Genomic DNA, 10,884 nt, shown 5'->3' with positions numbered 1-10,884 from the left:
ATATCATAAATTATATTATGAAATGTCTTTTATAAAAAAATCGTCAAGGCGATTTTGAGCCGTCGATTTTTTTCTCGCAACTGCCTTTCCAAGCGCATGTGAGGAAAATTTGGCAGGCGACTAATTCTATTTTTTATTCCTTAGGTGAGTTCATAGGGTTTTTATAGGAAACTTAATTTATTCTTGTTTGTGTTCAGGTATGAATAAATTTTTAGTTGAACTTAAAACCCTATAGTAAATTCTTAGATTATAATTCAAACTTTTAATGTTATCCAAAACCCTAAAATATTATAAAATCCTAAAGAATAAAAATATGTATTGATATTATGTAAGGTTAATTCTAATATTATTGGTAGATGTTTTAGAGTTTTAAGATGGCCTACATAATTAAAACTCTTTAGAAAGGTTAGTGATTTTATGAATAAGCAAAACATAGGCAAAATAAAACTTTTTTTAATAGGACTTGAAAGTAGATTTAGTGATAATGCCTCTATTTTTAAAGGAATTTATATTTCTTACAAAGCAGGCCTTAAAACCTTTAAAGGCGTAGGTGACTACTTAGATGGCAATATATCCTATAACTTTAATGGAGAAACTAAAGTTTATCCTATAAGTTCTCTATTTGAAAGAATTTGTTCTGATAGTGAAAGCTACGATGAAGTTTCAATATTATATAGAGAAAGAGGGACAGATATATTAATAACAGCTGATAATAAGAATGTTAAAATGCAGAACAAAGAAGTTAAGGAAGAGGATGAATTAGTTACTGCTAAAAATAGCACTTCTGCACCTCACCTAAACGAAACTTCAACTCTGCTAAACAGAGATTATTATATAAAAGTTGGAAAAGCAGATGCTCTTTTAAAAGAAATTGGAATAATGAGCAAAGAAGGAAAAGTCATAAATAATAAAATTAGAAAATATAATCAAATAGACCGTTATGTAGAATTGCTAGAGGGAGCCCTTGATTCTCTTCCAAAGAATGAGGTTATAACTATATTAGATTGTGGTTGTGGAAAATCTTATCTTACTTTTGTACTAAACTATTACCTAACTGAAGTTAAGAAAAGAAAGTGTCATTTTATTGGCTTAGATATATCTGAAGGTGTAATTAATTCCTCTAAAAAAATGGCATCTAACTTGGGATATAGAAATATGGAATTCCATGCAATAGATATAAAAAATTATATTCCAAAAAGAAAAATACATGTAGTTATTTCTCTTCACGCATGTGATACAGCAACGGATATGGCTTTAGCTTTAGGTATTAAAGTTGATGCTGATTGTATTATTGCAGTTCCTTGTTGTCATAGAGAAATGCTCTCACAATACAGTTACGAGCCTTTTAACGGAATCATAAAACATGGCATATTAAAAGCTAGAATGGCTGATGTGCTTACAGATGGTATGAGAAGTATGCTTCTCGAAGCTAAAGGATACAATGTTTCTGTCGTTGAATATATTTCACCATTAGAAACTCCAAAAAACCTAATGATTAGAGCAATAAAAACCTCCGATGAAAGATATGAGCTTATGGATGAATACATGAGCTTAATGGGTGCATTAAATGTTTATCCAGCTCTATATCAATATATAAATGAGGGCTGGTTATCTAATTAATATACTTCATTTATCTTAGAGTTACTTTTTTGTGGAACGCTGTTCTCAGCGGAGGGAACAAAATTTATAGTAACTCTTTAAATGAAGTTTATTATAGGACATCATTAATCTGTCTAAACTTCATTTAATATTGGGGGTATTTGAAGAATTATGAGGAAGTTAAAAAGAAAAGTGTTTTCTATGTCTATACTTGCTATTTTGTTTGTTTCTTTAGGGTTTTACGCCTCTTATAGAATATTTATAAAACCGCAAAAACAACAGTCAAAACAATCAAAGCCCTTAGATTCATCAAATACTACCAAGTTTATTTCTCAAGAGAGTATTGTTGACAAAATACATGAAACTCAAAAAATTATTCCATTAGAAACAGATTTAGAGGAACGTATTTTAATAGATGATAGCTGGGGAGACTGGGAAGTTTTTAAAAAGGTAAAAGAGATAGTTTTTTATGGCAAAGGAAGTTATTCTATAGATTTTGCTTCTATAGACAAAAATAATATTGTAATAAATAATTCATCAAATCTCATTAATATTACATTACCCAAACCTCAAATCGAAGACATTGCGCTGTACGAAGATAAAACACTTTATGAGACTACAACAAATGGTTTACTTAGATTTGGCGAGATTAAACTCTCCCCTGAAGAAAATTCAACCATTTGTAAAGAGGTAAAAGATAAGATGAAAGAAAAAATGCTTCAAGATGATTTATATGCCATGGCAGAAAGCAAATCTCAAGAAGCAGTAAAAAATATTTTATCTCCATTACTTCCTAATAGCAAAACAGAGATTATCATAAATTATCAATAAAAAAGAGCCTAAGGCTCTTTTTTTATTTCACTTATTTTAAAGTCCAGTTAAATCTCTAACCACTTGAGATGCTATAATCATTCCTGCAACTGGTGGAACAAAACTTATACTTCCAGGTATTTGACGTCTAATAGTACACTTTTTAGTTCCTCCTGTACATACGCATCCAGTCTTACAAGTTACTACATCCTCATCTTTTGGTTTCATAGGTACTTCTTCAGAATATACAACCTTAAGAGATTTTACCCCTCTTTTCCTTAACTCATATCTCATAACTTTAGCTAAAGGACATACCTTGGTTTTATATATATCTGTCACCTTAAACTGAGTTGGATCAAGCTTGTTTCCTGTACCCATTGAACTCATTATTCTTATATTATTATTTTCACAATAAACTGCTAAAGCAATTTTAGCCGATACAGTATCTATAGCGTCAACTACATAATCTGTATCTTCTGAAATAAATTCAGAAAGATTTTCTGGAGTTACAAAAGTTTCATGGGTAATAACATTACATTGTCTATTTATTGATAATACCCTTTCCTTCATAACTTCAACCTTTGACTTACTTATTGTGCTATAAGTTGCATGTACCTGTCTATTTAAATTAGTTAAACAAATTGTATCATCATCGATTAAAACTAAAGTTCCTACTCCAGCTCTTGCAAGCGCCTCTACAGTAAAGCTTCCTACTCCACCTATACCAAAAACCACTACTTTTGAATTTTTTAATTTATCTAAACCATCTTTTCCTATTAAAAGCTCTGTTCTAGATAATGAATGCTGTAACATATTACATTCTCTCCTTTGTATAAAGCATTTTAAAATTATTAATCATTTCATCTTTTTTAATATGTAATAATTTTTAATCTCTTTGTTAAATATAAAAGTTCTTATATCATTTTAGATGATATCTTTGAATAAAACAATAGGGTTTTATTTTCAATAAACCCTATAAGTTTCTAAGGGAAAAACTTCGTTAACATAATAAAACATTTTTAATGCATTCTAGCTATGTATTAATGTATAATGTTTTAAGTAATTAATATTTTAGGAGGATTCAATATGATAATTGGAATTATAGCTGCAATGTCTGAGGAATTAGCGCTACTTTTAGAAGATATGGATGTTACTTCAAAAGAGGATAAAGCTAAGATGACATTCCACAAAGGAAGTCTATGGGGAAAAGAAGTAATAGCTGTAGTTTGCGGAGTTGGTAAAGTTAATGCTGCTGTATGTGCTCAAATATTAGCAAGTGAATATAAAGTTGATAAAGTTATTAATGTAGGTGTAGCAGGAGGAATTGGAAAAGATATTTATCCTGGAGATGTAGTTATAGCCGACAATCTTGTAGAACATGACATGGATACTACTGCATTTGGGGATCCTCATGGCCAAATACCAAGATTAGATACTTTTGATTTTAAATGTGATAGAGAACTTGTAACTTTAGCAGAGGAAGCTTGTAATGAAGCTTCTGATATAAAAAGTTTTAAAGGCAGAATTGTAACTGGTGATCAGTTCGTAGCTAGCATTGATAAAATACAATGGTTATCAAGTGAATTTGAAGCTTTTGCTTGTGAAATGGAAGGTGGAAGTATTGCTCATACTTGTTACCTAAATAACATACCATTTGTAGTAATTCGTTCAATCTCTGATAATGCTAACAATGGGGCTCATATGGATTTTGAAAAATTTACACCAATTGGAGTAAGAAATTCTACAACTATTTTGGAAAAAATGCTAAAGAAAATGTAATTAATAATTTAAAGCCAAAGGATAAGTTATTTCCTTTGGCTTTTATGTTATATCTTACTTAATTATAACTCCTAGAAGTCTTGCTAATTCAACTGCTTGAATTGGTGATACTATAGCATCCTTTAACTCTCTTCCAGTTAAAGCAATTTCAGAAATATCACTGTCTCTAAAATCAATCTTTTTAAGTGGAGTATTGGTAAATTCAGAACTTGCTAAATTACACTCTTTAAATGCAACGCTACTAAAGTTACATTCTAAAAATATTGCTCCTTGCATATTACATTCTTTAAAATTTATATCCTTCATTTTAGAATATCCAAAATTTGAATACCTTCCTAAAGACTCCTGAAATAATATATTTTGAAGATTTCCACCACTAAAATTAGTTCCTATAAGCTTACAATCTTTAAATTCCACTCTGTGAATGCTTCCATCTGAAAAGTCTACATTAGATAAGTCACAATTCTCAAAAACTACATCTAATAAATCCACATTCCTGAAGGAACATTCATTAAATATTACATTTATAAACTTGCAACCATTTATCTCGACTTTCTCTTCACTTATATAATCCAAATTAATATTTTCAATTATGGTATCTGAAATGTAATTTTCATTTATTATTAAATCTTCAATATCATCACTTTTATTTAATTCCGCTTCTAATTTAGGTTTTAATATTTTCTTAAGTTCACCCATACAATCCATATTCCCCTCTTAAATTATTTCAACTTAATAATACACTATATAACGTAAACTTTCTAATATAAAATATATTAAGTTGTGCATAAAAAAGGCCTATTAAATCTTTAATAAGCCCTATATAGGGTTCTATAGGAAACTTAATTTATTAGTTGAACTTAAAACCCTATAATAATTATTAAAATTTATCAGGAAATTGTTTTATTATGCCTTTTGAAATAATATCTGCAAACATCAACATATGATTCTGCCCTTTATCATAGGAAACTGCATCTAAGTTCCAGTCCTTATTTAATCTAGCTAGAACTTGATCTGTAAGAAACCCTAAATGCTTATATAACATATCTTTTATAGAATTTTCATCCCAATTCTGATTTGCCTTGCTCATAAAACTTGAAATTTTATCAGCATTTTCATACCAAAGTTTATTATATTTTTCTAAATCATCTTTTTTTCCGTTCTTAGCAGCTTCTACTACTTGCCCAGCTAAACTAATATGTTCTCTTAATAGTTCAGATAAAGCATTTCCTGCCTTCTCCCCATAATAAGGTTTTATAGAATTCCCTATATCATCTTGGTTCTTAAGTAACCTTTGTAATACTATTTCCTTATCATCTAAATTAGCCAAGGCACTAATTATATAGCTTCTAGTCCACTGAACATGTTCTTCCCATAACTTCCTTTGAACTTCTTGAGCTATACACCCCTTTTCACTATAAGAATTTTCTATTTTCTTATCTACTCCATATACATTTAATGGAGATATTACCTGAATCAAAAATAACAGCAGTAAAATCTTTGAGAAAACTTTTTTCATTATGTTTATCCTCCTTATTTTTAAGACTACATTTTCTTTCTCAAAAATAGTTTTCATAACTTTTTAGTAAAATATGCATTACTCTATAACATCCAAAACCATAGGGTCTTTATTCTTTAAATCTATATATACTTCTCCCTTAGAATCCATTGTTGCTAAAAACACTTCTTTTGGTGATTTAATAGATTTTTTTTCTAGCTCTTTTAATAGCCATTCTTTATCTTTGTTCATAAGTTTTAAATGATCCTCAATTATTTTCCCGTCAATGATTATATCCGCTAATATCCCTTCATAAGATGCCTGAATATTTAAATCTTTTCGTGTTACCACCTGTTCAGGAGGCTTAAGCAAAACACTAACTTGCCCGCTTGTTTCAAGTATTGCATATTCAACTGCGGAGATATTAAATGCCCCTTTTAATCTACACTCCTCTAATACATCATTTATTGTAAACTTGCTCTTTTTAAGATTCTTCTCAATAAATTTGCCGTTTTGTATAAGAATAGTTGGTGAATCACCTAATATCTTTCTTAGTTTTATTCCTTTTAATGATATGTATCCTATGATTATAGGTATTACTGAATATACAACAATTCCTATGAGCCCATGAATATAGCTAATATCTTCATTAATTGTAAATTCTCCTGCAATAGAACCGATAGATATTCCAGCAATATAATCAAAAAATGATAGCTGTGAGATTTGTTTTTTACCCATAAGTCTAGTAAAAATAAATAGCATAACTATAGATACAATACTTCTTATAATAATATCTGCATCAGATAATAATTCCTTAACATCCATTTAAATCACTCTCTCATTAATCATAATCTTTCCCAATTTAAATTTCCCTTAATAGGCAATATTATTACTGCATATTGTTGGAACATGATTTTTATCCAAGACTATCATAATATTATATAGACTTTATTAAAGGTGACCTATGAAAATACCATTTAAATATCCTATAAAAATACTTATAGCTTTTCTTAATCCTACATTAGACAAGACTGCTAACCTATTTAGGAAAGATGCTGAATACTCGAGCAATGCTGCGAGCATTGTAAATAATCTTTCAAGTACAACCTCATTTCTTATTTGGGTAGATACTAAAAATTTTAAAACAAATATTTTTCAAGGTTCTAAAGACAACTGGAGACTTTTAAATAGTTATAGTTGTTCTATTGGCAAACCTTCAACCCCTACTCCCAAGGGTACTTTTAAAGTTGGTATTAAAGGCTTATCCTTCGGTGAAGAGAAATGGTATAAATGCAGATACTACACACAAATAGTTGGAAATTATTTATTTCACTCAATAATATACAATCTTAATGGAACAATACGCGATGGAAGGTTAGGTAAACGTATTTCTGATGGATGCGTGAGACTTGCTCTCTTAAATGCTAAATGGATCTATGATAACATTCCAAAAGGTACAACTATATATATTTCCTAAATAAAAATAGTACTAGTAGTTATTTAAACTAATAGTACTATTTTTAAGTTCAAATTCATTAACTAAATTGCTGGCTTATGCTCCACAGATTCTTCTTTTTTGATATCTTCTCTCAAGCTAGGTAATATAATCTCTATTGCTTTTGTAGGGCATTTTTCTGTACAAACTGCATCTGTACATTCATTTATACATATTTCTGAATTAACAACTGCTAGATTATTTTCAACTTTTATAGCCCCATGGGTACAACTTCTACTACAAATACCACAACCTAAACAAGAAACAGTACAAAGTTTCCTTGCCACTGCTCCCTTTTCTAAAGAATTGCAGTTTACCATAACAATAGAGTCCTTAGGAATCATTTCAATTACTTTTTTAGGACAAGATTCTTGGCATTTCTTACAACCTGTACATATTTCTCTATTCACAACAGGTATACCATTATCCCCCATAGTCATAGCTCCAAAGGGGCAATTTTTTACGCAAGTACCAAAACCTAGACATCCATATTGACATCCTTTTGGACCACCGAGTAGCAAACTTGCTGCCATACAATCGTCAATTCCTTCATAGTTATAATTTAATACAGTCTTATCCTTTGAACCTAAACATCTTACATGAGCTATCATTGGTTCAATTTCTTCTGCAACTTTTCCAGTAAGTTCTCCTACCTTTTTAGCTACTTCTATTTTTCCAGGCACACATAAATTGGCTGGAACATTAGGATCTAAAACTACAGCTTCAGCATAAGCTTTACACCCTGCATATCCACAGCTTCCACATTGTCCTTTTGGTAATATTTCATCAACCATTTCAATTAGTGGATTAACTTCCACTGCAAATTTTTTATTGGCTATAGCTAGTACTAGTCCAAAAATAATTCCTACCACAGCCATAACAACTATAACGGCAATTGCTGTACTGAACATAATACTCCCTCCTTAAATTGATATCATGCCTGAGAAGCCTAGAAAAGCTAACGCTAACATACCTGCTAAAATAAATGCTACACCAGTTCCTTGCAACGATTCTGGAACATCTGCATACCTCAATTTTTCTCTTAAACTAGCCATCAATGTAATTGCTAGCGCAAAACCCATTCCCGAGCCCACTGCGAAAACTATACTCTTTAAGAAGGTATAATTTGATTCAGCATTTAATAATGGTACTCCTAGTACGACACAATTAGTTGCTATTAGTAGTAGGTATATTCCCCACATTCCATATAAAGTGGGCAGATATTTTTTAATTATCATCTCTAGTAATTGTACAAAGCTAGCAATCAATAAGACAAATATCAGCGTAGTTAGAAATGTTACGTGAAAAGGAGCCAATACAAAATGATATACAACCCAAGATAATATAGAACTTAATGTTATTACTGAGGTTACTGCCATACCCATTCCAATTGATGCATCTAAACTCTTTGATACTCCAAAAAATATACATAATCCTAAAAATCTAGTTAATACAAAATTATTAACTAATACAGCACTCATAAATAATATAAGATAATCCTTCACCTTGCTTCACTTCCTTTTCTTGCTATTGCTGCTTTTCTTTTATCTAGTAGCTTCATTCCACCTATCAAATATCCAATAACCATAAAAGCCCCTGGTGGTAGAATAAATATCAGTGCAGGATTATACCAACTTCCTAATATAGTTACTCCGAATATTGTTCCCATTCCAAAAAATTCTCTAATTACTCCAATTAGTAGCATTGCTAGTGTAAATCCACAGCCCATTCCTAACCCATCTAGGAATGATGGGAAAATAGGATTCTTAGATGCGAATACTTCTGCCCGTGCTAGTATTATTGCAAAAACTACTACAAGAGCTAGATATATTCCAAGGTTTTTATATAAAACTGGAAAGTACGCCTGTAAAATTAACTGAACCAAAGTAACTATTGTAGCAATTGAAGTAATATATATTGGTACTCTAACCTTTGGATTAACTAATTTTCTAGTTAATGAAACTACTGTATTATTGGCTGTTATTACAAACATTACGCAAAGTCCCATAGTAAGTGCATTTGATGCAGTGGTTGTAACTGCTAAGGCTGGGCATAAGCTTAGTGCCAATCTAAAAATCGGATTTTCATCAAAGAGCCCTTTATAAAAAATCTTCCAAAGTTCTCTCATGTTATTTTCCCTCCTTATATTCAGTTACTAGTTCTGCTGCCTCTTTTACACCTTTAGTAACAGCTTTTGATGATATTGTCGCACCAGTCATAGCTTGGATATGTTCCTTGTCTGATGGATCCTTTACAACAGATAAACCATTTATATCTTTTCCATTAAATTGCTTCCTGAATTTATCTTTGGAAGCATTATCCCCTAACCCTGGAGTTTCGTTATGGGATATTATGTTATAATCTATTATTTTTCCTTCTGGAGTTATGGCTGTAAGCAATTTTATAGTTCCCCCGTATCCCTTTGTTTCTGTTGGAACTACATATGCTATAACTTTATCTCCTTTTACTGCACTATACCAACCTGTCTTTCCATCTATTGCTTTAAAACTTTCAGCATCAGTAACTAAAGATTTCATTGATTGATTAAGAAGTTCTTCACTTTTTTGTACAGCTGTCGCTGCAGTTTTATAATAGGTTAATGCTATAATTGTTCCAGAAATTAAACATGCAATGGCAAGATTAAAGGCAATTTGAAAAATACTGTACTCCTTCTCTTTATGTTCTTCCTTCATGCCCATTACCCCCTTACTCCAAACTTTTTAGGTTGAGTAAATCTGTCTATTAATGGAGTAATACTATTCATTAGTAAAATTGCATAGCAAACTCCTTCAGGATACCCTCCCTTTAATCTTATAAGGGCAGTTAAGAACCCTGCTCCAATCGCAAAAATCACCTGACCTTTTATAGTAATCGGTATTGTAACCATATCAGTAGCCATAAAAAAGGCTCCAATAATTAACCCCCCAGCTAATATATGGAATATTGGATCCCCTGTAAACATGCCATTTGGCCCAAATATCCATGTTATTGCTGCCACTGTGCCTATCATTAGTACAGGTACAAACCAATTGATATAACCTTTGTATATTAAATAAATTCCACCTAGAATTAATAAAACAGCACAGGTTTCACCTATACTACCATTCCTATTACCTAAAAACATTTCCTTGTACATTTCAGTTTTGCTGCCAAATGTAGCTATAAGTTTTTCGTATCCCTGTTGCTTAAGAATATTTAAAGGTGTAGCAGTTGATACCCCATCTACAGCTGAATTCATACTTCTCCAGGTAGTCATAAACACTGGCCATGAAACCATGAGAGCAGCTCTTCCAATATGTGCTGGATTAAAGATGTTATATCCTAATCCTCCCATAGAATGTTTGGCAATTGCTATAGCTATAAAAGACCCTATTGCAGTCATATATATTGGCATATCAGGTGGTATACACATAGCCAATAACAAACCTGTTAAAAACGCACTTCCATCACTAATCGTGATTGGTTTTTTCATAAATTTTTCTACTAAATATTCTACTAATACTGCAGAAATACTTCCTGTTAATAAAGTTACTAATGCTTTAATTCCAAAGTGATATACACTAAAAATACCCGCAGGAAGCAGAGCTAAATTAACTCTCCACATTATTTTACTTATAGACTGCTCAGAACGTATATGTGGAGATGCAGAAACCCTTAACAAATTTTTGTTAGATTCTATACTACTTTCCATAAAACTTCCTCC

The 10,884-nt window shown here is 31.0% G+C and carries 13 protein-coding genes; 4 read left to right on the top strand and 9 right to left on the bottom strand.

Translation table 11 applies throughout. From position 1 onward, the window contains the following. Positions 1 to 417 precede the first annotated feature (417 nt). Both PTZ02_RS18365 and PTZ02_RS18360 read left to right on the top strand, forming a co-directional pair. The gene (locus tag PTZ02_RS18365) at positions 418 to 1,620 is read left to right on the top strand and encodes a class I SAM-dependent methyltransferase (RefSeq protein WP_274229207.1); all 1,203 of its coding nucleotides are present in this window, start codon (positions 418 to 420) and stop codon (positions 1,618 to 1,620) included. Positions 1,621 to 1,770: 150 nt separating this feature from the next. Further along, positions 1,771 to 2,430, top strand: a complete 660-nt coding sequence (locus PTZ02_RS18360) for a DUF4230 domain-containing protein (protein WP_274229206.1) — start codon at positions 1,771 to 1,773, stop codon at positions 2,428 to 2,430. 36 nt (positions 2,431 to 2,466) lie between these two features. Here the strand turns inward: PTZ02_RS18360 and PTZ02_RS18355 are convergent, their stop codons facing one another. Beyond that, positions 2,467 to 3,222 carry a tRNA threonylcarbamoyladenosine dehydratase gene (locus PTZ02_RS18355; RefSeq protein ID WP_274229205.1) on the bottom strand — a complete coding sequence of 252 codons (756 nt, stop codon included), beginning with the start codon at positions 3,220 to 3,222 and terminating at the stop codon, positions 2,467 to 2,469. Positions 3,223 to 3,495: 273 nt separating this feature from the next. On the opposite strand from PTZ02_RS18355, the gene PTZ02_RS18350 reads away from it, so the two are divergent. Beyond that, entirely contained in the window at positions 3,496 to 4,188 is a 693-nt protein-coding gene (locus PTZ02_RS18350; RefSeq protein WP_274229204.1) for a 5'-methylthioadenosine/adenosylhomocysteine nucleosidase, read from the top strand. Between the two features lie 54 nt (positions 4,189 to 4,242). On the opposite strand, the gene PTZ02_RS18345 is transcribed toward PTZ02_RS18350, so the two are convergent. The 3 genes from PTZ02_RS18345 to PTZ02_RS18335 all read right to left on the bottom strand — a co-directional run bounded on the left by PTZ02_RS18345 (position 4,243) and on the right by PTZ02_RS18335 (position 6,511). Next, positions 4,243 to 4,887 carry a pentapeptide repeat-containing protein gene (locus PTZ02_RS18345; protein ID WP_274229210.1) on the bottom strand — a complete coding sequence of 215 codons (645 nt, stop codon included), beginning with the start codon at positions 4,885 to 4,887 and terminating at the stop codon, positions 4,243 to 4,245. A gap of 181 nt (positions 4,888 to 5,068) precedes the next feature. Continuing rightward, a complete protein-coding gene (locus tag PTZ02_RS18340; RefSeq protein WP_274229203.1) occupies positions 5,069 to 5,707 on the bottom strand; it encodes a glycosyltransferase in 639 nt (212 codons plus the stop codon). 78 nt (positions 5,708 to 5,785) lie between these two features. After that, positions 5,786 to 6,511: a DUF421 domain-containing protein gene (locus PTZ02_RS18335; protein WP_274229202.1), complete on the bottom strand. Its 726-nt coding sequence runs from the start codon at positions 6,509 to 6,511 to the stop codon at positions 5,786 to 5,788. A gap of 139 nt (positions 6,512 to 6,650) precedes the next feature. On the opposite strand from PTZ02_RS18335, the gene PTZ02_RS18330 reads away from it, so the two are divergent. Then, positions 6,651 to 7,163 carry a L,D-transpeptidase gene (locus PTZ02_RS18330; protein ID WP_274229201.1) on the top strand — a complete coding sequence of 171 codons (513 nt, stop codon included), beginning with the start codon at positions 6,651 to 6,653 and terminating at the stop codon, positions 7,161 to 7,163. A 62-nt stretch (positions 7,164 to 7,225) separates the two neighbouring features. Here the strand turns inward: PTZ02_RS18330 and rnfB are convergent, their stop codons facing one another. The 5 genes from rnfB to PTZ02_RS18305 are packed head-to-tail and all read right to left on the bottom strand — an operon-like array spanning position 7,226 to position 10,872. Continuing rightward, a complete protein-coding gene (gene rnfB, locus PTZ02_RS18325; RefSeq protein WP_274229200.1) occupies positions 7,226 to 8,092 on the bottom strand; it encodes an RnfABCDGE type electron transport complex subunit B in 867 nt (288 codons plus the stop codon). A 12-nt stretch (positions 8,093 to 8,104) separates the two neighbouring features. Beyond that, positions 8,105 to 8,686: an electron transport complex protein RnfA gene (locus tag PTZ02_RS18320; protein ID WP_274229199.1), complete on the bottom strand. Its 582-nt coding sequence runs from the start codon at positions 8,684 to 8,686 to the stop codon at positions 8,105 to 8,107. Further along, positions 8,683 to 9,309 (bottom strand): electron transport complex subunit RsxE, encoded by a 627-nt coding sequence (rsxE, locus tag PTZ02_RS18315; RefSeq protein WP_202769248.1) that lies wholly within the window; start codon positions 9,307 to 9,309, stop codon positions 8,683 to 8,685. Before rsxE ends, PTZ02_RS18320 begins: the two co-directional genes overlap by 4 nt. Before the next feature lies 1 nt (position 9,310). Then, positions 9,311 to 9,874: an RnfABCDGE type electron transport complex subunit G gene (locus tag PTZ02_RS18310; protein ID WP_274229198.1), complete on the bottom strand. Its 564-nt coding sequence runs from the start codon at positions 9,872 to 9,874 to the stop codon at positions 9,311 to 9,313. A gap of 5 nt (positions 9,875 to 9,879) precedes the next feature. Next, the gene (locus PTZ02_RS18305; RefSeq protein ID WP_274229197.1) at positions 9,880 to 10,872 is read right to left on the bottom strand and encodes an RnfABCDGE type electron transport complex subunit D; all 993 of its coding nucleotides are present in this window, start codon (positions 10,870 to 10,872) and stop codon (positions 9,880 to 9,882) included. Positions 10,873 to 10,884: the final 12 nt, after the last annotated feature.

This window comes from Clostridium sp. 'White wine YQ' (assembly GCF_028728205.1).
Taxonomy (GTDB): domain Bacteria; phylum Bacillota; class Clostridia; order Clostridiales; family Clostridiaceae; genus Clostridium_T.
The sequence above is the reverse complement of the archived record's forward strand: the minus strand, read 5'-3'. Positions and strand labels throughout refer to the sequence as shown.

What these genes read in the sequence shown, in the direction of transcription:
- PTZ02_RS18365 (WP_274229207.1), top strand. Translation starts at nt 418, where the DNA reads ATGAATAAGCAAAACATAGGCAAAATAAAACTTTTTTTAATAGGACTT.
- PTZ02_RS18360 (WP_274229206.1), top strand. Translation starts at nt 1,771, where the DNA reads ATGAGGAAGTTAAAAAGAAAAGTGTTTTCTATGTCTATACTTGCTATT.
- PTZ02_RS18355 (WP_274229205.1), bottom strand. Translation starts at nt 3,222, where the DNA reads ATGTTACAGCATTCATTATCTAGAACAGAGCTTTTAATAGGAAAAGAT.
- PTZ02_RS18350 (WP_274229204.1), top strand. Translation starts at nt 3,496, where the DNA reads ATGATAATTGGAATTATAGCTGCAATGTCTGAGGAATTAGCGCTACTT.
- PTZ02_RS18345 (WP_274229210.1), bottom strand. Translation starts at nt 4,887, where the DNA reads ATGGGTGAACTTAAGAAAATATTAAAACCTAAATTAGAAGCGGAATTA.
- PTZ02_RS18340 (WP_274229203.1), bottom strand. Translation starts at nt 5,707, where the DNA reads ATGAAAAAAGTTTTCTCAAAGATTTTACTGCTGTTATTTTTGATTCAG.
- PTZ02_RS18335 (WP_274229202.1), bottom strand. Translation starts at nt 6,511, where the DNA reads ATGGATGTTAAGGAATTATTATCTGATGCAGATATTATTATAAGAAGT.
- PTZ02_RS18330 (WP_274229201.1), top strand. Translation starts at nt 6,651, where the DNA reads ATGAAAATACCATTTAAATATCCTATAAAAATACTTATAGCTTTTCTT.
- rnfB (WP_274229200.1), bottom strand. Translation starts at nt 8,092, where the DNA reads ATGTTCAGTACAGCAATTGCCGTTATAGTTGTTATGGCTGTGGTAGGA.
- rsxE (WP_202769248.1), bottom strand. Translation starts at nt 9,309, where the DNA reads ATGAGAGAACTTTGGAAGATTTTTTATAAAGGGCTCTTTGATGAAAAT.
- PTZ02_RS18310 (WP_274229198.1), bottom strand. Translation starts at nt 9,874, where the DNA reads ATGAAGGAAGAACATAAAGAGAAGGAGTACAGTATTTTTCAAATTGCC.
- PTZ02_RS18305 (WP_274229197.1), bottom strand. Translation starts at nt 10,872, where the DNA reads ATGGAAAGTAGTATAGAATCTAACAAAAATTTGTTAAGGGTTTCTGCA.